The following is a 24,620-nucleotide window of genomic DNA, read 5'->3' as shown; positions in this document are numbered from 1 at the left end:
CAATAACGAATATCTATTCGCAGTATCTGTTTCCACTGCAAAATCATCAACCAACTTTTTAAGTTGCCCACTTGAATCGCGTAATATTGCCTGACTAAGGTCTGCCACATTACCAAACCCACTCATATCGACTGAAGCATCTCCCCCTTCCCCTAGGATGATTTTGTTCAGATCTATAGTTCGCGCAGTGTCCACGACAAACCAAACATCATCTAAGCCATGCGATACACCGCTAGTATCAGTATAGCTACCCGTTTGTAATACTTTATTACCTTGAGCATCAGTCCTGTTTCCGTCAGCATAACTCACGCCAAGGCTCTCAACATTAGCTTCGCCAAGGCTTAACAGCTCGCCACTATCAAGTTTCGCATCGCTATTGCTGTCTTTCCATACTCGTAATTGGGCAAACGCAACATCATTAGCGTCGACCTTTCCATCATGATTACTATCCAAATCAGCCAATGCCGCGAACCCATTGGCAGCATTCTGACCAGTGGCCAACCTGGTGTAATTCCCGAAAAGCTCACTACCATCATCGATTTGGCCATTTCCATTTCGATCCCATACCAATAGCCCATCATCTTTTCCTACCCAGCCACTTCTCTCGGCAAATCTGTTACCGTCGTGATCAAAGTACACACCATTCTTCGAAGACAATGTCTCGATACCATCACCATCCAAGTCAAGAATCAATGGACTTACTGTCTTTTCCGCTACACCGAAGGTAGCCTGTAGCTCTTCGATCATTGAATTAGTAGCATTTTTTAACCAAGTAAATATAGCACTGCCTGCCCTATCAGCAATGAGGGCGGCGAGCCCAACCATTAGAAAACTAGTCAATACTACAGGGGCTCCAGCGAGCCCTAGAGCCGTGGCTAATAGCGAAATACCCCCCCTTACCATAATACTAACAGCTGTTGAAGCGACAATCCCTGCGGCAGCAGCACCAAACTCGTCCCAGTTTCCTGTGTCGATTGCAGCCTTACCGGTTACGACGAGAGTTACAACATCTACAACTCGCCCTCCTGCTTCGGCCAACCCAGCCCTCCTTGACTCTTTGGCAATCGTTGCTATTTGTTCCCCATACTTAACATAAGCCTGAGTCCCACCAGCCCGAATTCTGTCGATGGTTTCAGCCATACCCGAGGCTCCATCTTCAAAGATGGCACGGTCGGCTGCGTTACCCATTCCCTCAGCAAGGCTCGATAGTCCTCTGGCATAATCAGATGCCAAATCCAATGATTCGCGGCCAATTCTTTCATAATCCGCTGCAGTAGCAGTTGCGTAAGTGACTAAAAGTTTGGATGAACTTGAAATTGCCGCGCTGAGCCCCGTCCAATAATTTGAGGGACCTCCGCTCTGCGCACTATCCGCCTGAATTTTATTAAAAATCGCCTCAGCAGTCCTTATATCCATAACGACCTCCGACCCAGAAAGTTAGAAACCTCAAATAAAACCAGAACCCAAAGCACCATAGAGAGCAAAAAATACACAACGCTCGCTCCAATTATCAAAAATCTACTTTCCCACATCGCCTTAAACACATGATATGAGAAGTTAAAATCATTGTTTGGCAGCGCTTGAAAAATAGGAAGTAACAAAAGCACTAGTATGACCACAACAGTCGAAATTCTTGACAAATAGCTTTTTCTCTCAATAGCCTGAAACGCATGCATATGAAGACGAGTCAACGACAGCACAATGGCAGCAACCCAAGACAGAATAACCGCCATAGAAAAACCAACTATTACTACCAATCTATAACTTGACCCTTCACTAAGATTCCCAATATCCTTGTATCCAACCAAGATCATCTGCTGGACTAGCAACCACCATCCTTCCTTAGCCGTATCTGGCACAAGGGAGCAGACCATAACCAGTAAAAGGATAAGCAATACAATCACCAGCTTTGCCTGCCTTATATTGAAAACAGGAAAAAAGATACTTACTCTACCGTGTCCACCACTGTCATCAGACATAACCTTACCTCTCTGATACCTGTGTATTCTGCTCGAGACATCCACCCACTTTCTAAAGCACGACTCAATACAAACTAAGCTAACGCTCCCTCATTCCTTCTTTTAAATTCCGCTCCAAAGGGCTCAGCAAATAATCTATCACTCTTCGTTTATCCGTTTTCACCTCAGTGGCAACTGACATTCCAGGTACCAGCTTAATATCCTGACCCTTCACCACAATCTTGTCTTTCAACAATCGAATCCTGATGCTATATAAAAGCCCGCGCTTTTCATCTTCTATCGCATCATTCGAAACACTGATAATCTCGCCCTCTACCACGCCATACTTGGTAAACGTAAATGTTTCGACTTTTACCGTAACTGACTGTCCGGCACGCACAAAACCGATGTCTTTGTTCTCCAGCATGGCTTCAACTTCAACCGGCTGGTCCTTAGGCACGATCACCATCAACGGTTGGGCCGCCGTCACTACTCCGCCAACCGTATGAATGGCCAATTGCTGAACGGTGCCATCCACCGGGGCCGTCAGGTGCATCAGGTGATCACGCTGCTCAGCCTTTCTGACTTCCTGAGTCAGTGAGGCGACCTTTTGCTCGGATTGCTGCTGAAGATCGAGCATCGCTCGGCGGGTCTGGGCAAGAATCCCTTCACGACGCCGCTGTGCCTCTTTTTTTGTGGCTTGCAACTCGATGACCCGCGCCTGCTGCACGGCCATGTCCCGCTCAAGGTCCAGCAGTGCCTGTTGCTTCTCCAGGTAGGCATGGCGGGGTACGTACTGTTGCTCCAGCAGCAGCTGATAGTCCTCGGCCAGGCGTCGACTGATGGGCAAGGTCTTGCGCAATGATCCGACGGTGGCCGTTGCCGACAGAATTTCCGCGGAGCGCTGATCGATCTCCGCATCCACCTGATCCAAGGCACTGCGCAATTCAAGGTACTGGCCTTGTAACCACCGCTGCGCAGCCAATTGCTGCAGCGGGTCGGCATTCACAATCTTGCCGGTCAAAGAGCCGGGCTCCTTGTGGGCTTCAATTGCCTCCAGCATTGCGCCAGCCCGGGCACTATCTACCTCGGCGGCCAACAAGTCGCTGTTCAAGCGTTTTACATCGGCCCCTGTCGCGTTGGCATCCAGGTCGACAAGGACATCTCCAGCCTTTACCTGTTCGCCATCGTAGACATGGATTGCCTTGACCACAGCTACTTCGCTAGGCTGAATGGTTTTACTCCTGCCGCTGGCGACTACCTTGCCAGTGGCCGTGGCGACCACATCGATTTCCCCTAGGCATGCCCATAACAATGCCAAGGCAGCAAAGAGCATGATTGCGAACAGTATGTAGCGCGGTGCCGGATGCACCGGCTGCTCTTGCAAGGCCAGGGCGGCCGGCAAGAATTGCACTTCATGAGGCAGACGGTGGGGCGTGTCCAACAACTTGCGCTGCCCCCATGCGTGCCGCCAGACATGATGGTAACGACGCAGTAATTCCCGGGTTGCCGAAGGTTGGCCCATGGCAATTCATCCTTGCTGCAAGCGGTGCAAACGTGAGTAATGACCGGCTTGCAGCGCCAGCAGTTCGCTGTGAGTACCCTGTTCCACGATCTGGCCACGGTCCATAACCGCAATGCGATTGGCATCGCGCACGGCAGAAAGCCGATGGGCGATGATGATCACCGTGCGACCTTTACAGATCTCCTTCATGTTCTGCTGGATGATTCGCTCGGATTCGTAATCGAGGGCACTGGTGGCCTCATCGAAAATCAAAATCCGTGGGTTGCCTATAAGCGCTCGGGCAATCGCAATCCGCTGGCGCTGGCCACCTGACAGCGAAGCCCCGTGCTCGCCCACGACGGTGTCATAACCCTCCGGCAACTCCAGAATGAAGTCATGAGCCCCGGCCATTTTGGCTGCATGGATGACCGACTCCAGCGGAGCGCCGGGATCGGTCAGGGCGATGTTTTCGCGGATGCTGCGGTTGAACAGCATATTGTCTTGCAGCACCACGCCGATCTGGCGGCGTAACGAAGAGACGTCGGCCAACGCCAGGTCCATGCCATCGACCAGGACACGTCCCCGCTCGGGGACGTACAGTCGCTGCAGCAAACGCGTCAGCGTGCTTTTTCCGGAACCGGAGCGACCTACCACCCCCAACACCTCGCCGGCCTCGATACTGAGACTGACTCCGCGCAATACTTCCGAACCGTCTGGTCGATAACGAAACTGAACCTGGTCAAACTCCACATGACCTTTAAGTGCCGGCAAGGTGCTGCGGGTGGCCTGGGACAGTTCGGTGCGGCTATTCAGAATGTCTCCCAGACGTTGTACCGATACACCCGTCTGCTGGAAGTTGGTCCACAACTGAGCCAGGCGAATGATCGGTTGTGAAACCCGCCCCGCCAACATGTTGAACGCAATCAGTTGGCCTACCGAGAGTTGTCCGTCAATAACCAGCCGCGCGCCTAGCCAAAGAGTGGCCACCGTCACCAACTTGCCAATCAGGGAGACACTTTCGTTCGCAATATTCGACAGGGTCTGTGTCTTGAATCCGGCAGACACATAGGCGGCAAGCTGGTTGTCCCATTTGCGGGTGATCTGCGGTTCGACCGACATCGATTTGAGCGTGTCGATACCGTTGATTGTCTCCACCAGAAATGCCTGGTTCTCCGCTCCCCGGGCAAAACTCTCATTCAAGCGAGAGCGAAGCATAGGCATGATCAATACCGAAACCAGTACATACAACGGCAATGAAACAACGACAATCAGCGTCAGCCAGCCACTGTAGAAAAACATCACCGCGATAAACACCACGGAGAACAGGATATCCAGCACCAGGGTGATGGCATTGCCAGTCAGAAAACTCCGAATATGTTCCAGTTCACGGACCCGCGCCACCGAGTCACCCACTCGCCGGGCCTGGAAATACGCCAACGGAAGTGTGACCAGGTGGCGAAACAAACGAGATCCCAATTCCACATCGATGCGGCTGGCAGTGTGTGCGAAGACATAGGTTCTCAAACCACTCAATGCGGTCTCGAGCAACATGATCCCGAGCAGCCCGACGGCGATAACATCCAGCGTGGTGAGTCCGTGGTGTACCAGGACCTTGTCCATCACCACCTGAAAAAAGAGTGGCGTGAGCAGCGAAAAAATCTGCAGCACAAAGGATACAAGCAGCACTTCACCCAGAAATTTTCGATACTTGACGATTGACGGGATAAACCAGGTGAAATCGAACCTGGTCAGTTCCGCGGCTTGCGAAGCCTGGGAGCGCAGCAGAATGAGCTCTCCCTGCCACCTGGCCAGCAACTGTTGCGCACTCAAAATTTCGGGGCGCAGCGACTCTGGGTTATGAATCAGGATCTTGTCTTGATCAAGGCGGGCGATGATGAAGAATCGCCCGTCCGTGGCACAGGCGATGGCGGGTAAAGGGGTTTGTCCCAATCGCTCGAATGTTGTCTTGATCGCTTTGGCTTTGAACTCCAGCTTGCGCGATGCCAGCAAAATTTCAGCTTTGCCGAACGGCTGCCCCTGGGATACGTACTCGTGGCTGAGCTGTTCCGCAGAGACAGCTACATTATGAAAACGAGCGAGCATCACTAGACAAATCAGTCCAGTGTCGACTGTCTCGGGCGGCAGTTCTGCGACTGCATCTTCTTCCTCACCGACAGTCGCGCCCATATGCACACCGCTTGGTTCTGTCTCTGACGAAGAGACACTAATGCGAGCGTAGACGAGGAAATCCGGGTGAATTTGAAACGTTTAGATCAAAATGCTATCACCGTATTTTTTGTTTAGAAGCCGATGAGGATTACTCGTCCATTTGCATTCCGACGCCCCATTTTAGTGCCTTTAATCCCACTCTCACCTACCGTCTGCCGATCCAGGAAATGTCTCCAGAGTGAAAACTAAACGGCGATTATCGGCTGGAAATTCGAACCGGTTCACCCAGCCAACTGAACGAAAATGCCGGCACTTGGGAGCCCTTCGAGCTGACGAATAGGTGCAAGCCATGCATGTCCTTGAGGCTGTATTTTTTCCGAGGTTTTCGAAACAAACGGTCGCACCAGTCAAAGGCGCATGGATGACACAACCACCGTGCTCGATAGCCTGGTGCAGAGCCTTGGAAGTTGAGGCAGTTTTTTACGCGCATAAAAAAACGCCGCTCAAATGAGCGGCGTTTTTTTGAATTTGGAGCGGGAAACGAGACTCGAACTCGCGACCCCGACCTTGGCAAGGTCGTGCTCTACCAACTGAGCTATTCCCGCAAATGGCGTCCCCTAGGGGACTCGAACCCCTGTTACCGCCGTGAAAGGGCGGTGTCCTAGGCCACTAGACGAAGGGGACACGCTGCCCGGAACACATGGTGTGTGTTTCGGTGCCCAGATCCGCATCCGAAGATTTGGTTCTGGTTTCACTCAGCCCTGCCCGAAAGCAAAGCCGTTTAAAACTGGAGCGGGAAACGAGACTCGAACTCGCGACCCCGACCTTGGCAAGGTCGTGCTCTACCAACTGAGCTATTCCCGCATTGGCGTCCCCTAGGGGACTCGAACCCCTGTTACCGCCGTGAAAGGGCGGTGTCCTAGGCCACTAGACGAAGGGGACACACGTACAACATTCACTCCCTACCGCGTTTCGCTGTGTGCTTTACGCTGTAAGTGGCGCGCATTCTATGGATGGATTGAGGGGTCGTCAACCCCCAGATATAAATTTATTTAAATCAATGACTTCGCCCTGCTTTCGGCGGCGATTCAGGCTTTTCCGTCGCCTGACCTTTGGCGCCTATATTCTGGCATCCATCAAGGCGCTATAGTCCACGCCGGGATGATGGCAATGTGCACCTCGCACACTATTTACTTATATACGCAGCAGAACGGCCGATATAAGCAGAACCGTAGTCGATTCAATTCGTCGAACGGCCCTAGGCGCCCAAATGCCAAGCCCCTACACTCGACCGCACGCGAACCCTATAAAGAGGTCTTACCGGTGACACCACTCATGATCACCCTGCTAGTCGTAGCCGGGATCGCACTATTGATCGCCATTGGCTACATGAACCATGTGGTGGAAAACAATAAGCTGGAAAAAGCCCGCACCAAGGTTGAACTCAATGACCGCCTGCGTCGCTGCGGTGAAATCACCGAGACCTTTCCCGGTCAGTTCATGTCACCTGCACTCAAGCTGCTGTTGACCCGTCTGGAGCTGAACGTCTGCCAGCGCCTGCTGAACCTGGAAAAAACCAGCGCCACGCTCAAGCCACGGATTACCGAGCTGAGTGCCTTGGTTGCCCGAGGCGAATCGATCCCGGTCAACAACCCGCCGGCACCGATCCAGACCGAAGCCAAGGCCAAAGACGTGCGCTTCCTGCTCGAAGCCATGCATGGCCAGATCACCCGCGCCGCACAGGACGGTTTCCTGCCGCCTAACGAAGCCAAGCGCTGGGTCCGTGAAGTGCGCCACATCCTGGTCCTGCTGCACATCGAATTCTTCAACAACCTCGGCCAGCATTCTCTGCAACAGAACCAGCCAGGCCAGGCCCGCCTGGCCTTCGAACGCGGCGTGCAATACCTGCGCAAACAGCCGGAGCCCCAGGTCTACAGCGAACAACTCGAGTACCTGGAAAAACTCCTGGCCCGCGCCAATGACCAGGTCATGGACAAGATCGCTCCGGTTGAAGGCGAGATGAACCAACTGACTGAAGGGCTCAAAGACGTTGAGGCTGACGCCGACTGGAAGAAGAAAGCGCTCTACGACTGATAAGAGCAAACAACAAAGCCACCTGGACCGGTGGCTTTTTTTTGTGTTGAGATTGATGGATGGCTGAGGTTCAAGACAGTATCTACAGCCTGAAATGCCCCACCATCCCCTTCAATTCCCCCCCCAGCTGCGCCAGTTCAATGCTGGAAGCCGCATTGCCCTGCATTGCCAATGAAGACTGATCCGCACTGGCGCGAATACTCGTGACACTGCGATTGATCTCCTCGGCCACTGAACTCTGCTCCTCTGCAGCCGCCGCAATCTGCTGGTTCATCTGCTGAATCAACGACACCGCTGCCGCAATGCTCCCCAATGCACTCTCGGTCTGCAACGCATCGCTCACCGCCAGCTTGACCAACTCGCCACTGCTCTGGATCTGCTGCACCGACGACTGCGCCGCCGAGCGCAAGGCGCTGACCAGCCGTTCGATTTCCTCGGTCGATTGCTGAGTTCGCTTGGCCAGTGCCCGAACTTCATCGGCCACCACCGCAAAGCCCCTGCCCTGCTCGCCGGCCCGCGCCGCCTCGATGGCCGCATTGAGCGCCAACAAGTTAGTCTGCTCGGCCACGCTTTTGATCACGCTGAGCACCGTGCCGATGTTCTGGATTTCTGCACTGAGGCTTTCGATGCTGGAGCTGGCCGAGGTGGCCGAGTCCGCCAGTTGCTCGATTCGCGCCATGCTCTGACGTACCACCTGCTGACCGCTTTCAACCTTGTCATCCGCGGTTTGCGCCGCCTGGGCGGCCTCTTCCGCGTTACGTGCGACGTCATGCACCGTGGCAGTCATCTGGTTCATTGCGGTGGCGACCTGCTCGGTTTCTTCCTTCTGGCTGCTGACTTCAAGATTGGTCTGCTCGGTCACCGCCGACAACGATTGCGCAGAACTTGCCAGCTGTTCGATACCGGCCTGCAAACCACTGACGATACTGCTGAGGCCTGCGCCCATTTGCTGCATGGCTTGCATCAACTGGCCGATCTCGTCGCGGCGGGTCACTTCAATCGTCGCGCTCAAATCGCCCGCGGCGATCTGCTGAGCGACACGAATCACACTGCGCAGCGGCGCGACGATCAACCGGGTAATCACCCACGCGGCAATCAGCCCCACCAGCAAGGCCAGCGCCGAGGAGCCGATGATCAACAGCGAGTTCTTTTTCAACTCTGCCTGCATCGACCGGTCTTCGGCAGCGTAGGCCTGGTCCACCCGCTCCACCACTTGAGCGGCGCGCTGGTGGAGTTGCTCGGAGACGGTCTTTTCCTGCGCCAACAGGCCGGTGTATTCGGCGAGTTTTTCAGTGAAGCTGGCAATGTGTCCCGACACTTCATTGAGGACCGTCTGGTAACCCTCATCCTTGACCGTGGTTTTCAGCTGCTCGGCCTGGGTCAACGCCTGGTCGGCCTGCTCGATCTTGCCCTGTCCGGCGCTGTCGTCGCCCTTGCGGCTCTGGTCCAGGCGTACTCGCGCTTCGTTCATGGCCTGCAACATCAGCCGCGATACCTGGCTGACCTGATTCGCCTGTTCGATGAATTGCCCGCCGTCCTTGCCCTCCGATTCTTTCAAGGCATAGGCCCCATCGTCGGCGAGCCCGGCCTGCAGCACGTCCAGGTTATTGGCCACGCTGGACACCGACCAACTGGCCATTTCCAGCGCCAGGTCCTTGGCCTGACTCAGCGAGACGAACTCGTCAAAAGCCTTGCGATAGACCCCCAGTGACTGTTCGACGTCATTCATGACCGGCACGTTGGCCGCTGACTGGGCCTTGAGCTCGGTCGCCAGAACGATCAGCGCGTCCACCCCCGCGCGCAAGGCATCCGCGGTTTTCGGGTCACCGCGCAAGGCATACTCCTGCTCAAGCAAGCGTACCTTGAGCAAACTGCTGTTGAGCGACGACATCTGTTTGAGCCCGTCGAACCGCTGACTGATGGTTTGCAGGGACCATACGCCGATGGCCGCCACCAAGGCTGTCAACAACAGCACCAGTACAAACCCGATACCCAGTTTTTTCGCCATACCGAGGTTGGCAAAACGTCCTTGCACGGCCGAAATCATTGCGCGTAGTCCCCTGCCATTGTCTGTTGATGCAGATTCGCAATGGGCTTGTGCCAACACAAGTCTCTGCCATCGGAATAATGGCAAAAAGCTACGCCAACGTCGCTTTCAGAACGCTTGAGGTCGATCCCGAGCGGTGGCCTGAAAAAACGCCCGGGCGCGAGGATCACAGGCATAGGCAACGTTGATTCGCTGCCAGTCGAGGGTTTGGCCAGCGGGACTGAAGGCCGTTGCGCAAGACAGCAAGACACCGAAGCGCTGCGCCTGAGTCCGCACCTGCGCGCAGTCGGCCTTGCGCGATCGCGCCCAGATGAACAGGCCGCCCACCGGTTTGCCGAAAACCTCCCACTCCGCGTCTTCGAGCACTTGCAAGGCCGCTTCCCTGTCGGTGCTTAAACGCTGGCGCTGACGCTGCACCAGTTTGCGATAGGCACCGCTGGCCAACAGACAAGCCAGCACCGACTCGCTGAACCGGGAAGCGCCCATGCTGCTGATCATTTTGACCTCGGCCAACCGCGAAATAACGTCGGCACCGGCCACTACAAAGCCGACGCGTAACGAACTGCTGAGGGTTTTGGAATAGCTGCCGACGTAGATCACATTGTCATCGATACCCAATGCCGCAAGGCGTGTGCCGGGGCCACTGTGTAAATCCGCATAGACGTCGTCTTCGATCACCAGCACACCATGGTTTTTGGCCAGTTGCAGGACCTGCTGAGCCACCCCCGGGGTCAAACAGCTGCCGGTGGGGTTGTGGTAAAAACTGTTGATGAACAAACCACGGGGGCTGTGTTCCAGCAACAAGGCCTGGAGTGCTTCGGTGTCTGGCCCGCGAGGGGTTCGCGGCACCTCGATCATGTTGACACCGTGCAGCCTGAGCAGATCGAACAGCATCGAATAGCCGGGGCTCTCCACCACCACGCAATCGCCTGGTTTGAACAAGGTGCGCACGATCAGATCGAGCCCATGACTGGCCCCCGCCGTGGTCAGGATTCGACTTTCATCCACCGTGATGCTCAGCTGTTTCAGCCGTTTGAGGATCTGCTGGCGCAAGGCAGGCAGGCCCAGCGGCGTGCTGTAGTTGAATAGCCCGGCCATGTCGGTACGGCTGACCTGGCGTATTGCATAGCTCAGGTCGTCAGTTTCGCGCCAGCTTTCGGGTAATCCGCCGCAACCCAGCTTCAGTTCACCGATCAGGCCGGCCTGCTTCTGCTCAACGCCTTCGAACCAGAGACAATCCCGTTGCCCCTGAACAGCCAGCGCCGTTGTCGCGACAAAGAAACCCGCGCCGTTGCGCGTCGCCAGCACCCCTTGCGCCACCAGCCGATCACAGGCCTCGACGACGCTGGATTGACTGAGCAGATTGATCCGCGCGATTTGCCGTACGGAAGGTAAACGGGTCCCCGGTACCACCTCGTCGCGACGGAGCCAGTCGGCCAACGCATCGACGATTTGCTGCACGACCGGCACCAATGCCTGTCGATCGATTCTCAACTCCATGAGCAAGCAAACTCCTGTCTGTTTTGCGGGAAACAGTTAATCACAGGAGCGCTCGACGGGATGTGCGACAACGCCGCCAAAACCCTCGGTTCTAACCATTTGAAACACAATGATTGGCGCCTTCGCGGAACCGGCGCCAATGTGTTTAGTGCTGAGAAACCTGTGGCGAAGGAGCTTGCTCCCGCTTGAGGGCGTAGCACTCACAAGATTTTGGGGCCGCTACGCAGCCCAGCGCGAGCAAGCTCGCTCGCCACAGAGATTGTGTTTGCCTGAATCCCTGTGGCGCGACCTAAAGCATTAAAACGCCGTGACGCCACCATCCACCGCCAGCGAATGACCGGTGGTGAATGCCGCGCCGTCGCTGCACAGGTACAGCACCGCGCTGGCTATTTCTTCGACCTTGCCGATACGCCCGACCGGGTGCATGGCATTGGCGAACTCGCCTTTCTTCGGGTCCGCTTCATAGGCACGGCGGAACATGTCGGTGTCGATCACCGCCGGGCACACCGCATTCACGCGAATCTTTTTCTTGGCGTATTCGATGGCCGCCGACTTGGTCAGGCCGATCACCGCATGTTTCGAGGCGGCATAGATGCTCATTTTCGGCGCAGCCCCCAGGCCGGCGACCGAAGCGGTGTTGACGATCGCACCGCCGCCCTGGGCCAGCAGCAATGGCAACTGATACTTCATGCACAGCCAGACGCCTTTGACGTTGACGCCCATGATTGCGTCGAACTCATCGACCGTGCCATCGGCCAGTTTGCCTTTCTCGATTTCGATACCGGCATTGTTGAAGGCATAGTCGAGACGGCCGTAGGTATTTACCACCTCGTCCATCAGATTTTTTACCTCGCTTTCCACAGTGACGTTACAGCGCACGAAGGTCGCTTCACCGCCAGCGGCGCGTATCAGCGCCACAGTACCTTCACCACCGGCGGCGTCCAGATCGGCAACGACCACGTTCAAACCTTCGGCGGCGAACGCCAAAGCGGTTGCGCGGCCAATCCCATTGGCCGCGCCCGTCACAACGGCGACCTGGCCGGAAAACGTCATGCTCATTGTTATGTCCTCGAAGGGAAGAATGCGGGATATCGCGTGTGCCCAGTCTAGGCACAGGGGCCTGGGGCACGGCAGCACTATCAAAAGGCCGGTTGGGCACCCATGAGTTGCAGTGATAGAACCGGCGCCCCGACTATCACTGCATTGGATCGATGTGCATTCGCGCCGCCAGCCAACCTTGCAGCATCGTCCATGAAGGTCTATCAACAAGGCTTAATTCATCTTGAGTGCCTGTCATGACTACCCAGACCAATCGCCAGTTCCTGCTCGCCAAACGTCCAGTGGGGCCGGCTACCCGTGAGACGTTCACCTATCAGGAAGTGCCGGTCGGTACGCCTGCGGCGGGTCAGATCCTGGTCAAGAACGAATACCTGTCGCTGGACCCGGCCATGCGTGGCTGGATGAACGAGGGCAAGTCCTACATCCCGCCAGTCGGCATTGGCGAAGTCATGCGTGCATTGGGCGTAGGCAAAGTCATCGCTTCGAACAATCCGGGGTTTGCCGTGGGGGACTACGTCAACGGTGCCTTGGGTGTGCAGGATTACTTCCTCGGCGAGCCGCGAGGTTTCTACAAGGTCGATCCGAAACTGGCACCGCTGCCACGTTACCTATCCGCGCTAGGCATGACCGGGATGACCGCCTACTTCGCCCTGCTCGACGTCGGTGTGCCGAAAGCCGGCGACACCGTGGTGCTGTCGGGCGCGGCCGGTGCGGTGGGCAGCATTGCCGGGCAGATCGCCAAGATCAAAGGCTGCCGGGTGGTCGGCATTGCCGGCGGCGCGGACAAGTGCAAGTTCCTGATCGATGAACTGGGTTTTGACGGCGCCATCGACTACAAGAACGAAGACCTGCAGGCCGGCCTCAAGCGTGAGTGTCCGAAAGGCGTCGACGTGTATTTCGATAACGTCGGCGGCGATATTCTCGATGCCGTGCTCAGCCGTCTGAACATGAAGGCGCGGGTGGTGATTTGCGGTGCGATCAGCCAGTACAACAACAAAGAAGCGGTCAAGGGCCCGGCCAACTACCTGTCGTTGCTGGTCAATCGCGCGCGGATGGAAGGCTTTGTGGTGATGGATTACGCCGCGCAGTTCGCGGCTGCCGGGCAGGAAATGGCCGGATGGATGGCCAAGGGGCAGCTCAAGAGCAAGGAAGACATCGTCGAAGGACTGGAAACGTTCCCGGAGACGCTGATGAAATTGTTCAGCGGCGAGAATTTCGGGAAGTTGGTGTTGAAGGTTTGACCTGATATCTGAAGCACCACAAAACTTTGTGGGAGCGGGCTTGCCCGCTCCCACAGGTTCAGCGTCGCTTAAGCGAGCTCTGCCACGACATCGGCCAACGCCTTGGCCGGATCCGCCGCCTGGCTGATCGGGCGGCCGATCACCAGGTAGTCGGAACCGGCTTCCAACGCCTGGCGTGGCGTCAGGATGCGGCGTTGATCGTCCTGGGCGCTGCCCGCCGGACGAATCCCCGGGGTCACCAGTTGCAGCGACGGGTGCGCGGTTTTCAGCGCCCGGGCTTCCAGGGCCGAGCACACCAGGCCGTCCATGCCGGCCTTTTCCGCCAACGCGGCCAGGCGCAGCACCTGCTCCTGTGGCTCGATGTCCAGACCGATACCCGCCAGATCCTCACGCTCCATGCTGGTCAGCACGGTCACGCCGATCAACAGCGGTTTCGGACCGCTGCGCTGATCGAGTACTTCACGGCAGGCAGCCATCATGCGCAAACCGCCGGAGCAGTGCACGTTGACCATCCACACGCCCATTTCCGCAGCGGCCTTGACGGCCATGGCGGTGGTGTTCGGGATGTCGTGGAACTTGAGGTCCAGGAACACTTCGAAGCCCTTGTCGCGCAAGGTGCCGACGATTTCCGAAGCACAACTGGTAAACAGTTCTTTACCGACCTTGACCCGGCACAGCTTCGGGTCCAGTTGATCGGCCAGCTTCAGTGCGGCGTCACGAGTGGGGAAATCCAGGGCGACGATGATAGGCGTCTGGCAGGCGGACATGAGTGGGCTCTCAGGCAAGTCGAAATCGGCGCGCATTGTAGCGGAACCAGCGCCGCTGCGGGACCCGATGATCGGTAATTCGTCGCCGCGGCTCAGGCAAGACTAGCTCTTGGGGCAATTGTGTCGAGCCCGATACACACATGACACGCCCACAACACCCACCAACACTACCCTCGGCAGCCGCAACAGATCCTACAGCACTTCCCGCCTCACGGCCGGACGCCTATGCTGAAGCCACAACCTCGCAGCCTATCTTTGTGGTTGGCAGCCTACCTGGCAGATGAACGTACGCATGCACAATACCCCAGCACCTCTGAACGACGATCAAAAAGCGCCGGCCGACGATAAACGCTGGAGCATTCGCGCCCTGATCGTCGACGATGACGTCCCGATCCGCGAACTGATGATCGACTACCTGGCCCGGTTCAGTATCCACGCCAGCGGCGTCACCGACGGCGCCGCCATGCGCCAGGCGCTGCAAGCCGAGCATTTCGACGTGGTGGTACTCGACCTGATGCTGCCGGGCGAAGACGGTCTGTCGCTGTGCCGCTGGCTGCGTGCCGAATCGGACATCCCGATCCTGATGCTCACCGCCCGCTGCGAACCCACCGACCGGATCATCGGCCTGGAACTGGGCGCCGACGACTACATGGCCAAGCCGTTCGAGCCGCGGGAACTGGTCGCGCGGATTCAGACCATTCTGCGTCGGGTGCGCGACGACCGTACCGAACAGCGTGCGAATATTCGCTTCGACAACTGGCGCCTGAACAGCGTACTGCGCCAGTTGATCGCCGCCGATGGGCTGGTGGTGCCGCTGTCCAATGCCGAATTTCGTTTGCTTTGGGTGTTCATCGAACGTCCGCGCCGGGTACTCAGTCGCGAACAACTGCTGGATGCGGCGCGTGGTCGTTCGATCGAGGCGTTTGATCGCAGCATCGATTTGCTGGTGTCGCGCCTGCGCCAGAAACTGGGCGACGACCCGAAAGCCCCACAACTGATCAAGACCGTTCGCGGCGAGGGTTATCTGTTCGACGCACGAGACATCGGCTGATGCGTGCACGCTTCGATACGCTGTTCGGCCGCCTGTTTGGCATGCTGCTGGTGGCGATCGTACTGGCGCATTTGTTAGCGTTTCTGTGGTTCAAACATTATGGGCCACCCCCTCCGCCTCCCCCTCCACCGTCGGAGTTTTCCGAGCGCTTCGACGGACCACGCCCACCGATGGACCCGCGCTTCGACAACCGGCCGCCACGGCCATGGTTCGGCGGGCCACTGGTGCCGCTGACTTTTCAGTTTGTCTCGCTGATCATCGCCGCCTGGTACGGCGCCAAGCTACTGACCCGCCCGATCCAGCGCCTGAGCGATGCCGCCGAACGCCTGAGCGAAAACCTCGACAGCCCACCGCTGGATGAGTCGGGCCCACGGGAAGCGCGGCAAGCGGCTCACACCTTCAACCTGATGCAGAAACGCATTCTGGAACAAATGCAGCAACGCTCGCGGATGCTTGGCGCGGTATCCCACGACCTGCGCACGCCGCTGTCGCGGCTCAAGCTACGGCTGGAGCAGATCGACGACAACAAGCTGCAAGGCCAGATGCGTCAGGACCTGGACGACATGATCGACATGCTCGATTCCACCCTCACCTACCTGCACGAACAGCGCACCAGCGAGGCTGCGCAATGGATGGACGTGCAGGCGCTGGTGGAGTCCCTGAGCGAAAACGCCCAGGACCAGGGCGCCGACGTCCAGACCTGCGGCCATTGCGCGCCGTTGCAGGTGCAGCCGATGGCCTTGCGCTCGTGCATCAATAACCTGCTGGACAACGCCCTGCGTTATGCCGGCGATGCGCTGATCACGCTTGAGGACAGCCGTGAGGAACTGCTGATCCGGGTCATCGACCATGGCCCGGGTATCGCGGCGGATAAACGTGAAGCGGTGTTTGAACCGTTCTTTCGCCTGGAAGGTTCGCGCAATCGCAACTCCGGCGGCGTCGGTCTGGGCATGACCATCGCCAGGGAAGCCGCGGAGCGTTTGGGCGGGCAATTGAGCCTGGAAGAAACCCCCGGGGGAGGTTTAACCGCCGTCATCCGCCTGCCCCGCCCCTGAGCCACACATGACTCTCCTGTGGCAGCCGGGCCTGATATTTTTTGTGTACCAAGCGGTACAAATCCCACATACCCACGACAACTTGCCCCTTGAGGCTGGATAAGCCAGTGCACCCACCGGTTTCCCATAAGGAGTGAGCCTAATGATCGGTAGTATCAGCAGTAACTACACGAGCTACACCAGCACCAGCAGCACCTCCACCAACAGCGCCCGCGGCCAGCAATTCCAGAAAGAACTGCTCGCCAAACTCGACAGCAATAGCGACGGCGCAGTGGATCAGGACGAACTCAAGAGTGCCCTGACACAGAAAACCGACGACGGCCTGCTCGTCAGCCTGAGCAAGAACTTCAGCGACCTTGACAGCGACGACAGCGGCAGCCTGAGCAGCGAGGAAATGGCCGCAATGGCCCCGCCGCCACCGCCGCCGGGTGATCAAGCACCGAACACCGAACTGGCTGATGCACTGATCAGCGCCCTGGACACCGATGGTGACGGCGCCATCAACAGCGATGAACTGAGCAGCGGCCTGAGCAATGCCGGCAGCACGGCCGACAGCACAGAAATCTTCTCGGCCCTGGACAAGAACGAAGACGGCACCGTCAGCCAGGACGAACTCGCCGCCAGCCTGACTCCGCCACCGCCGCCACCTCAGCAGGTGTCCAGCGAAGAGCTGTTCAGCCAACTCGATACCGACAGCGACGGCAGCGTCACCGCCACCGAACTGAGCAGCGCCCTGGCCAGCGACAGCACCTCGTCGACCAGCACCGACACCAGCGCTGCATTGCTCAAGATCCTGGACAGCGACAGCAGCGGTGGCGTCAGCAGCGATGAACTGAAAACCGCCCTGCAAGCCGGTCGCGAGCAGAATACGGATAGCTCCTCCAATCAGTTCAACGTGACCGAAGCGCTGAACAAAATGATCGCCAACCTGAGCAAACAGTATTCGCTCGACAACGTGGCGACCGTGGGCAAATACCTGAACGAGGCGACCTGAGTCAAAAGCTTCGCGAGAGTTTGTGGCGAGGGGGCTTGTCGGAACGCCGCATCGCCCCGTTCGGCTGCGCAGCAGTCGTAAAACCGGCGAGTGCGGTTTGCCTGAAATCCGCGATTGCAGGTTTTGGGGTCGCTTCGCAACCCAACGGGGGCAAGCCCCCTCGCCACAGAAAGCCCCCTCGCCACGGGTTTTATGTCGATCATGAGTAATGTGGTGTTGCTACGGGTGTCATCGCGAGCAGGCTCGCTCCCACAGAGGGAATACAGTCAACTGTGGGAGCGAGCCTGCTCGCGATGGCTGTTCTGCAGGCAACACATCCTCTGATGCTCAAACACCCACCATGAAAAACCCGCCCTCCCGTGCAACCGGAATGGCGGGTTTTGTCGTTTCAACTCACACCGTATCGACCTTCAACGAATGGTCATTGAGCATGCCGTTGATGATCGTCGCCGTATCCGCGCCGCCGGCAATCACTCCGCCCGCCCCAGGGGTGACGCCGTAGTGGCTGGCCAGGTTCACGCCGGCAAGGTCGATGGTCTGGTTCGGCGTGTCGCCGGCCATGGCGCTGATGTCGATGCTGGTGATGACCGATGCGCCGCTGCCGCTGACGGTGAAGTGCAGGTAGTCATCCAGCGATGCCGCAGTGCCGTTTTCCCCTTGCAGCAGTTGTGACAGGTCGAGCTTGTCGGTGCCTGGGGTGAAGTCGGTGATGACGTCGTGGCCGCTGTTGCCTTTGAGCCACTGGAAGGTGTCGGCGCCGCTGCCACCCGTGAGGGTGTTGTTGCCCAGGCCGCCGATCAGGTAGTCGTCGCCTCCCCCGCCGTTGAGCACATCGTTACCCATACCGCCGCTGATGAGGTTGCTGTTGTTGTCGCCCGTGAGGCTGTCGTTGAAGTTCGAGCCTGTGAGGTTGTCGATGCCGGTCAGGGTATCGGTGCCTGCGCCGAGGGTGTTTTGTGCGGTGAGCTGGCTCAGGTTGACGGTGACTCCGGCGGCGGCATGGGCGTAGCTCGCGGTGTCGTTGCCGGTGCCGCCGTCGAGCAGGTCGTTGCCCGGTCCGCTGAACAACAGGTCATTGCCGGCGCCGCCATGCAGCTCGTTATTGCCCGACCCGGCGGTGAGCACATCGTTGCCGTCGCCGGCATTGATGACGTTGTTGCCGGTACCCGCCACCAGTACGTCATCGCCCGAGGTGCCGGTGAGGGTGTGGCCATCCTGATAACTGATGGTCACGCCCGCGCTATCGCTGCCGCCATGGTTGTCGTTGACGGTGTAGGTGCCGTGGAAGTCCGGCGTGCTGTCATGAGCGCCGGCGTAGTTGACGGTCATGGTCAGTTGGTAATTTTCCGAGCCCTTGCCGCTGTTACCCGGACCACCATCGTCGATGTTGGTGATGTGGATCTGGTACGTGCCGTCCGCCGAGGCGGTGATGGTCTGGCCGTCGGCGATGGCAATGTAAGCGCCGCCGTTGACCGAGTACTCCATGATGATGTGGCCGGCCGCCAGGTTGTGATCCAGGTTGAGGGTTTCACCCTGCTTGAGGTTGACGGTGATCTGGTCCTCGTCGTTGGTATTGTTGTTGCTGACCGCCCCCAATGCGCCGCTGACTACCAGCACCGCAGTCATGGCTGCCGTGTTGGCGACGAATGCGCTGCGGGCGATGGTCACTGCCTGGTTATTTCCGGTGAAGCTGAAGTTCGAGTTGGTGCCGATGAAGTCCGCGCCCCTGGCCGTCCAGCCGGTGTTGAAAGCGGTTGGCGATGCAGTGAGCGCGTCGCCATCGGCATCGGTGTCGTTAGCCAGCAGCAGCTCTCCCGGCACCACAATGCTGCCCGACAACACGTTGGTGATGACATGGTCATCGACCGCCACCGGTGGCGTGTTTGGAATCACGTTGATCACCAGCGTGGAGCTGGCCAGATCACCGTCGTTGTCGCTGGCGGTGAAGCTGATGTTTTCGGTGATCGTCACGGCCGTGGTTTTCTGCGAGGTGTAGGTGTACTCGCCGGTGTCGAGGTTCACCAGCAGCGTGCCGCTGTTGTCGGTGGCGATGCTCAAGGTGTTGTTGGCGGTGTTGAAGGTGCCGTGGTTGACGCCGCCGCTGAAGATCAGCGAACCCTGATTGCTGTTGCCTTTGGGGTCATAGGTATAAGTGGTGCCATCGACGGTGATGGTTTTGATGAAGCCGCCATCGGCGCCGAACGTACCGCCCTCGCCCTCGCCCAGCAGCAAGCCGGTGACCGGCGCACCTTGCACGGTGCCCGAGAGTACCGAGTTGAGTTGATTGAGGTCGGTCACTGCCACGGCATTGGTGTCGGTGTGCGTGCTGCCGTCATAGGCCACTGGATCGAGGCTGTCATTACTGACGCCGCTGCCCAGGCCGATGGCGTAGTTTTTGATGCCATTGGCGTCGAGGAAGGCTTTGAGCGCGGCCTCGTCCGCGGTGCCGATGTCACCTTCGTTGGGTTTGCCATCGGAGAAGAAGTAGCCGACGTTCTGCGCCCCGGTGAGTTTGCCCGAGGTATCGAACGCGGTTTGCATGGTCGCCACGGCCACGTCGTAGTTGGTCCCGCCACCCGCCGTCAACGTCGCGATGATCGACTTGGCCGTCGCCACATCGACCCACACCGAGGTCTGGTCCGTGGCGCTGCTGCTGAAGGTGACGATCTGCACCTTCACATCGCCCAGATTGTCGTACTTGTCGAGCAGTGCGCTGATCGCCTGCTTGGCCAGGTCCAACCGCGCCAGGCCCGATACGCCGGAGGGATCGTCCATGCTCCCGGACACGTCGATCACCAGCAGCAGGTTGGAGTCGATCTGCACCGCGGGCACCGAACGGTCCGAGGCGACGGCGTTAGACGGCACGTCATCGACGATGCTGACCACAAGGGTGCCGGTGGTGCTGTTGCCCACCGAATCGGTGGCGGTGTAGGTGAAGCTTTCGTTCAGGGTGTTCGCACCGTCGTTGGCGTTGGGCGAAGTTTTCGGCGCCGAGGTCAGGGTGTAGGTGTAGCTGCCGTCAGGGTTGAGCAGGATTTGCCCGTAGGTGCCGGTGGCGCTGCCGACCAAGGTGTAAGTGATCGCGCCAGTGGCGCCAGTGACGGAGCCGACCAACGTCCCCGAACCGGTTTCTCCCGTGTTGCCAGGCTCACTGCCGGTGACCGTACCCGCCGCCAGGTCCTGCCCGTTCTGGGTCAAATCCAGGGCTTTTTCGTAGACCGTCACGTCGGTATCGATGGCCGTTACGAGGCAGTTGTTGTGGACGTCGATGGTCAGGGTGGTGGTGCTTTCATCGCCATCGGCATCACGCACGGTGTAGGTGAATACATCCGTGGCGCCCGCCTCGCCGACCGAGTTCGGATTGCTGTGGTACACGGCGTTGCCGCTGGCATCCAGCGTGAGATAGCCGTAAGTGCCGTTGATTTGCGCGTTCAAACCACCGATGGCCGAAGTCGAGGTATCGCTGCCGGCGCGCACGCCGACCACCGCCCCTCCCAAGGCAGGGCCGTCAGCACCGAACACATCGTTGTGCAACACGTTGCCGCTGACCGTACCGCCCTCTATCACCGAAACTGAATCGCAGTGAGCAGTCGGCACGTCATCGACGATGTTGATCACGATGGTACTGGTGATGCTGTTGCCCAGCGCATCGGTCGCTTGATAGGTGAAACTTTCGCTCAGGGTATTCGGCCCGTCGTTGGCGTGAGGCGTGGTGGTTGGCGCGGACGTCAGGGTGTAGGTGTAGCTGCCATCCGGGTTGAGCAGGATTTGCCCGTAGGTGCCGGTGGCGCTACCAACCAGGGTGTAAGTGATCGTGCCAGTGGCGCCGGTGATGGAACCGACCAGTGTGCCGGAGGCGGTTTCACCGGTGTTGCCCGGGTCGCTTCCGGTGACAGTGCCCGCTGCCAGGTCCTGGCCATCCTTGGTCAAATCCAGCGCTTTCTCCTGAACCGTCACGTCGGTATCGGGAGCCACTACGAGGGAGCAGTTGGAGACGTCGATGGTAATGGTCGTGGTGCTTTCATCGCCATCGGCATCGCGCACGGTGTAGGTGAATACATCCGTAGCGCCCGGCGCACTGACCGAGTTCGGGTTGCTGTGATACACGGCGTTGCCGTTGGCATCCAGCGTCAGGTAGCCGTAGGTGCCGTTGATTTGCGTACTCAAGCCACCGATGGCCGAAGTCGAGGTGTCGCTGCCGGCGCGCACGCCAACCACCGCACCACCTGATGCAGGGCCGTCAGCACCGAGTACATCGTTATCCAATACATTGCCGCTGACCGTGCCGCCTTCTGCCACCGAGACTGCATCGGCATGCGCCGTTGGCAGGTCATCGACGATGTTGATCACAATGGTACTGGTGACGCTGTTGCCCAGCGGATCAGTCGCTTGATAGGTGAAACTTTCGCTCAGGGTATTCGGCCCGTCATTGGCGTGGGGCGTGGTCGTTGGGGCGGAGGTCAGGGTGTAGGTGTAGGTGCCATCCGGGTTGAGCAGGATTTGCCCATAAGTCCCGGTAGCGCTGCCGACCAGGGTATAGGTGATCGCACCCGTGGCGCCGGTGACGGAACCGACCAGCGTGCCGGAGGCGGTTTCACCGGTGCTGCCAGGTTCGCTGCCGGTGACGGTGCCTGCTGCCAGGTCCTGGCCGTCCTTGGTCAAATCCAGCGCTTTCTCCTGAACCGTCACGTCGGAATCGGTGCTCGCCACGAGGGTGCAGTCGGCCACGTTAATAGTGATGGTCGTGGTGCTTTCATCACCGTCGGCATCACGCACGGTGTAGGTGAATACGTCCGTGGCGCCCGGCGCGCTGACCGAGTTTGGATTGCTGTGATACACGGCGTTGCCGTTGGCATCCAGGGTCAGGTAGCCGTAGGTGCCGTTGATTTGGCTATTCAACCCGCCAATGGCCGAGGTCGAGGTGTCGCTGCCGGCGCGCACGCCGACCACTGCGCCACTGAGCGCCGGGCCGTCGGCGCCGCCGATGTCGTTGTCCAGCACATTGCCCGAGACGGTCGCGCCCTCGGCCACCGTGGCCTGGTCAGGGTTGGCGGTGGGCAGGTCATCGACGATGTTCACATCGAGATTGCCATTGGCGGTGGTGCCGTTGTCGTCCACCACCGTGACCGCGAATTGCTCGGAGAGGCTGTTGGCACCGTTGGCATCCGGATGCATTTCGTTATCGACAAGGGTGTAGCTGTAACTGACCACCCCGGTGGCGCTGTCGAACCCGGTGATGGTCAGAGTGTTGCCAAGCGGAGTGACGATCGAATGCGGGAAACCTGTGATCAGGTCACCGGTCACCACCACTATGCCGCCCACGGTCAGGGTTTGCACACCGTCCAGTGCGGTGATGGTGAAGGTGCCGCTCTGGGTCAGCGCTGGTGCATCGGGGCTGCTGCCGTCGGTGAGGTTTTTCTCCTGTACGGTCAGCTCGCCACCTTCGGCATTCAGGCCATCGAGGGTCACCGGGTCATCGTTGTTATGGATGTTCAGCACCAGCGTCGCGGTGCTGGTATCGCCATCGGAATCGGTAAGGGTGTAGACGAAGTGCTCGGTCGCGTCGCCACCGCCGTGCAGGGCTTTGAAATCGGCGTCGCTGGTGTTCAGGGTGTAGGTGTAGGTGCCATTGGGATTGAGTACCAGGGTGCCGTAAGTACCGTTGAACGTACCGCCGATGATCGGCCCGCTCTCGGCGCCGGTGGCAATGCGGTCCGCGCCCTGGGTGTCGTTGGGCAGCACGTTGCCGGTCAGGGTCAGCAGGGTTTCCGAGGCGGTATTGGCATTGGTGTCGTCGATGGCCTTGGGCACATCGTCGGTGATGTTGACGTCCAGCGAACCGGTGGCGGTATCGCCGTTGCTGTCGCCCGCGATCACGGTGAATTGTTCGCTGAGGCTGTTGGCGCCGTCACCGGCGGAATGGGTTTCGTTGCCGATCAGGGTGTAGCTGTAACTCACCACGCCAGTGGCCGGGTTATAGCCGGTGATCGTCAGGGTATTGCCCAGTTGAGTGGTAATGGACTGTGGAAAACCTGCGGCCACACCGCCGCTGATCACGTTGATCCCGCCGATGCTCAGGCTGGTCAGCCCGTCGGGCGCAGACACGGTGAAAGTGCCGTTCTGGGTCAGCGCCCCCGGGTTGCTGGCCGAGCCGTCTGCCAGATTGGCTTCATTGAGGGTCAGTTCGCCACCCGCCACCGACAGGCCGGTGAGGGTGACCGGGTTATTCGGGGCCACGCCTGTCCCCCCCGCACCACCTGCACCGTTGTCGCCATTGTCCGGGGCGCGGCGCTCCAGAGGGAATTCGGGAATACCGTTGAAGCCAGCAGTGGGGAAGCCAATGGTGGGATCGACCCGGCCCGCCACTTCCTCCAGCAGTACAAAACTGTGGCCGCCGCCCAGTGCACCGGGTGCGCCCGTTGCGCCCGGACCGGCAGCGGTGGCCTCAGCCGTCTGGGTCGGGTCGGCGCCGGCGGCAATGGCTTTTTGCAGTTGTTCGACATCGGTCAGTTGCGCCTGGCTCGGCGTCACTGCATCGGCGGTCTCCACATGCGGCGCCTGATGCGCCAATAGTTGACCTGTCATTTGCAGGCTGCTGTCACGCCCCAGCGTCAACTCCTGGCCGTTTTGCAAATGGACCGCCACCGCGCCTTCGGCCCCGGTGACCAGTTGCTCGCCGGCAAACAGCCGATCGCCCTCGACCAGGGTGCGTCGGGTGCCATCACCCGCCACTGCGTACACCTGACCGATGACCTTACTGACGATACCGATGAGCGATGCCATGTGCATTTCCTCCGCTGCCAACTGTTGTCGGCATCCTGTTTGCGCGAAGGACGTGCCCATGGTTAAAGCAGGTCGCCTGGCGGTGTGTCTGCCGGCAAGCGTTTACCTGAAGTAAAGCGCTGCCTCCCGACACTCTCGTCAGGCGTGTCGCAGGCGAGCATTGTCTGAATCGGGATTAAAACCCTATGCAATCAACCGCATCGGGACCCACTGTCAAAACAACCGGCCTGCAAGCGATGCGTAACGGTTCTGAATCACCCGAGCGACAAAAAATTGTCGCCTCCAAACCGTCTCGCTTCCCTCCCCTCCAGCACTTCTTCGCCCTGTGTCGAAAAGTGAATAGATCTTTCCTGAAACCCCTGAAAGCTCCTTAGAGCTCATAAAACAAAGGCTTTCGG

General features: G+C 58.7%; 13 protein-coding genes, 4 tRNA genes and 1 pseudogene. 5 read left to right on the top strand and 13 right to left on the bottom strand.

What is annotated here, in order from left to right; translation table 11 throughout:
• Nucleotides 1-1,406: 1,406 nt before the first annotated feature.
• The 7 genes from ACZ9BB_RS02695 to ACZ9BB_RS02665 all read right to left on the bottom strand — a co-directional run bounded on the left by ACZ9BB_RS02695 (nucleotide 1,407) and on the right by ACZ9BB_RS02665 (nucleotide 6,573).
• Nucleotides 1,407-1,979 (bottom strand): hypothetical protein, encoded by a 573-nt coding sequence (locus tag ACZ9BB_RS02695; protein WP_476212422.1) that lies wholly within the window; start codon nucleotides 1,977-1,979, stop codon nucleotides 1,407-1,409.
• Nucleotides 1,980-2,058: 79 nt separating this feature from the next.
• On the bottom strand, nucleotides 2,059-3,483 hold the full coding sequence (locus ACZ9BB_RS02690) for an HlyD family type I secretion periplasmic adaptor subunit (protein WP_476212421.1): 1,425 nt from the start codon (nucleotides 3,481-3,483) through the stop codon (nucleotides 2,059-2,061).
• A 6-nt stretch (nucleotides 3,484-3,489) separates the two neighbouring features.
• A complete protein-coding gene (locus tag ACZ9BB_RS02685) occupies nucleotides 3,490-5,649 on the bottom strand; it encodes a type I secretion system permease/ATPase (protein ID WP_476212420.1) in 2,160 nt (719 codons plus the stop codon).
• A gap of 511 nt (nucleotides 5,650-6,160) precedes the next feature.
• Nucleotides 6,161-6,236, bottom strand: a tRNA-Gly gene (locus ACZ9BB_RS02680).
• A gap of 3 nt (nucleotides 6,237-6,239) precedes the next feature.
• A tRNA-Glu gene (locus ACZ9BB_RS02675) sits at nucleotides 6,240-6,315 on the bottom strand.
• Nucleotides 6,316-6,419: 104 nt separating this feature from the next.
• Nucleotides 6,420-6,495, bottom strand: a tRNA-Gly gene (locus ACZ9BB_RS02670).
• A gap of 2 nt (nucleotides 6,496-6,497) precedes the next feature.
• Nucleotides 6,498-6,573: transfer RNA gene (locus ACZ9BB_RS02665), tRNA-Glu, on the bottom strand.
• A gap of 393 nt (nucleotides 6,574-6,966) precedes the next feature.
• Here ACZ9BB_RS02665 and ACZ9BB_RS02660 point away from each other — a divergent pair.
• On the top strand, nucleotides 6,967-7,725 hold the full coding sequence (locus tag ACZ9BB_RS02660; protein ID WP_476212419.1) for a hypothetical protein: 759 nt from the start codon (nucleotides 6,967-6,969) through the stop codon (nucleotides 7,723-7,725).
• An 82-nt stretch (nucleotides 7,726-7,807) separates the two neighbouring features.
• Here the strand turns inward: ACZ9BB_RS02660 and ACZ9BB_RS02655 are convergent, their stop codons facing one another.
• The 4 genes and pseudogenes from ACZ9BB_RS02655 to ACZ9BB_RS02640 all read right to left on the bottom strand — a co-directional run bounded on the left by ACZ9BB_RS02655 (nucleotide 7,808) and on the right by ACZ9BB_RS02640 (nucleotide 12,331).
• Entirely contained in the window at nucleotides 7,808-8,671 is an 864-nt protein-coding gene (locus ACZ9BB_RS02655) for a methyl-accepting chemotaxis protein (protein ID WP_476218177.1), read from the bottom strand.
• Nucleotides 8,669-8,893: pseudogene (locus ACZ9BB_RS02650) on the bottom strand (HAMP domain-containing protein); the annotation flags it as partial. The pseudogene ACZ9BB_RS02650 and the gene ACZ9BB_RS02655, both read right to left, overlap by 3 nt.
• 987 nt (nucleotides 8,894-9,880) lie before the next feature.
• A complete protein-coding gene (locus ACZ9BB_RS02645) occupies nucleotides 9,881-11,272 on the bottom strand; it encodes an aminotransferase-like domain-containing protein (protein WP_476212418.1) in 1,392 nt (463 codons plus the stop codon).
• Nucleotides 11,273-11,569: 297 nt separating this feature from the next.
• Nucleotides 11,570-12,331 carry an SDR family oxidoreductase gene (locus ACZ9BB_RS02640; RefSeq protein WP_476212417.1) on the bottom strand — a complete coding sequence of 254 codons (762 nt, stop codon included), beginning with the start codon at nucleotides 12,329-12,331 and terminating at the stop codon, nucleotides 11,570-11,572.
• Between the two features lie 236 nt (nucleotides 12,332-12,567).
• On the opposite strand from ACZ9BB_RS02640, the gene ACZ9BB_RS02635 reads away from it, so the two are divergent.
• The gene (locus ACZ9BB_RS02635) at nucleotides 12,568-13,572 is read left to right on the top strand and encodes an NADP-dependent oxidoreductase (RefSeq protein WP_476212415.1); all 1,005 of its coding nucleotides are present in this window, start codon (nucleotides 12,568-12,570) and stop codon (nucleotides 13,570-13,572) included.
• A gap of 68 nt (nucleotides 13,573-13,640) precedes the next feature.
• Here ACZ9BB_RS02635 and pyrF read toward each other — a convergent pair whose 3' ends face one another.
• Entirely contained in the window at nucleotides 13,641-14,339 is a 699-nt protein-coding gene (gene pyrF, locus ACZ9BB_RS02630; protein WP_192343951.1) for an orotidine-5'-phosphate decarboxylase, read from the bottom strand.
• 292 nt (nucleotides 14,340-14,631) lie between these two features.
• On the opposite strand from pyrF, the gene ACZ9BB_RS02625 reads away from it, so the two are divergent.
• The 3 genes from ACZ9BB_RS02625 to xopAW all read left to right on the top strand — a co-directional run bounded on the left by ACZ9BB_RS02625 (nucleotide 14,632) and on the right by xopAW (nucleotide 17,439).
• Entirely contained in the window at nucleotides 14,632-15,390 is a 759-nt protein-coding gene (locus ACZ9BB_RS02625) for a response regulator (protein WP_476212414.1), read from the top strand.
• Nucleotides 15,390-16,445 carry a sensor histidine kinase gene (locus tag ACZ9BB_RS02620; protein WP_476212413.1) on the top strand — a complete coding sequence of 352 codons (1,056 nt, stop codon included), beginning with the start codon at nucleotides 15,390-15,392 and terminating at the stop codon, nucleotides 16,443-16,445. The genes ACZ9BB_RS02625 and ACZ9BB_RS02620 overlap by 1 nt, the downstream gene beginning before the upstream one ends.
• A 142-nt stretch (nucleotides 16,446-16,587) precedes the next feature.
• Nucleotides 16,588-17,439 (top strand): XopAW family type III secretion system calcium-binding effector, encoded by an 852-nt coding sequence (gene xopAW / locus ACZ9BB_RS02615; protein WP_476212412.1) that lies wholly within the window; start codon nucleotides 16,588-16,590, stop codon nucleotides 17,437-17,439.
• A gap of 393 nt (nucleotides 17,440-17,832) precedes the next feature.
• On the opposite strand, the gene ACZ9BB_RS02610 is transcribed toward xopAW, so the two are convergent.
• A complete protein-coding gene (locus ACZ9BB_RS02610; protein ID WP_476212411.1) occupies nucleotides 17,833-24,222 on the bottom strand; it encodes a retention module-containing protein in 6,390 nt (2,129 codons plus the stop codon).
• Between the last annotated feature and the right edge of the window lie 398 nt (nucleotides 24,223-24,620).

The sequence above is a fragment of the Pseudomonas sp. TE3552 genome, from assembly GCF_056278945.1.
The sequence above is the reverse complement of the archived record's forward strand: the minus strand, read 5'-3'. Positions and strand labels throughout refer to the sequence as shown.

Excerpts from the sequence above, each read along its gene's own strand:
- ACZ9BB_RS02660 (WP_476212419.1), top strand. The coding sequence starts at position 6,967 with ATGATCACCCTGCTAGTCGTAGCCGGGATCGCACTATTGATCGCCATT.
- ACZ9BB_RS02635 (WP_476212415.1), top strand. The coding sequence starts at position 12,568 with ATGACTACCCAGACCAATCGCCAGTTCCTGCTCGCCAAACGTCCAGTG.
- ACZ9BB_RS02620 (WP_476212413.1), top strand. The coding sequence starts at position 15,390 with ATGCGTGCACGCTTCGATACGCTGTTCGGCCGCCTGTTTGGCATGCTG.
- pyrF (WP_192343951.1), bottom strand. The coding sequence starts at position 14,339 with ATGTCCGCCTGCCAGACGCCTATCATCGTCGCCCTGGATTTCCCCACT.
- ACZ9BB_RS02645 (WP_476212418.1), bottom strand. The coding sequence starts at position 11,272 with ATGGAGTTGAGAATCGATCGACAGGCATTGGTGCCGGTCGTGCAGCAA.
- ACZ9BB_RS02640 (WP_476212417.1), bottom strand. The coding sequence starts at position 12,331 with ATGAGCATGACGTTTTCCGGCCAGGTCGCCGTTGTGACGGGCGCGGCC.
- ACZ9BB_RS02685 (WP_476212420.1), bottom strand. The coding sequence starts at position 5,649 with ATGGGCGCGACTGTCGGTGAGGAAGAAGATGCAGTCGCAGAACTGCCG.
- ACZ9BB_RS02655 (WP_476218177.1), bottom strand. The coding sequence starts at position 8,671 with ATGGGCGCAGGCCTCAGCAGTATCGTCAGTGGTTTGCAGGCCGGTATC.
- ACZ9BB_RS02610 (WP_476212411.1), bottom strand. The coding sequence starts at position 24,222 with ATGGCATCGCTCATCGGTATCGTCAGTAAGGTCATCGGTCAGGTGTAC.
- xopAW (WP_476212412.1), top strand. The coding sequence starts at position 16,588 with ATGATCGGTAGTATCAGCAGTAACTACACGAGCTACACCAGCACCAGC.
- ACZ9BB_RS02695 (WP_476212422.1), bottom strand. The coding sequence starts at position 1,979 with ATGTCTGATGACAGTGGTGGACACGGTAGAGTAAGTATCTTTTTTCCT.
- ACZ9BB_RS02625 (WP_476212414.1), top strand. The coding sequence starts at position 14,632 with ATGCACAATACCCCAGCACCTCTGAACGACGATCAAAAAGCGCCGGCC.
- ACZ9BB_RS02690 (WP_476212421.1), bottom strand. The coding sequence starts at position 3,483 with ATGGGCCAACCTTCGGCAACCCGGGAATTACTGCGTCGTTACCATCAT.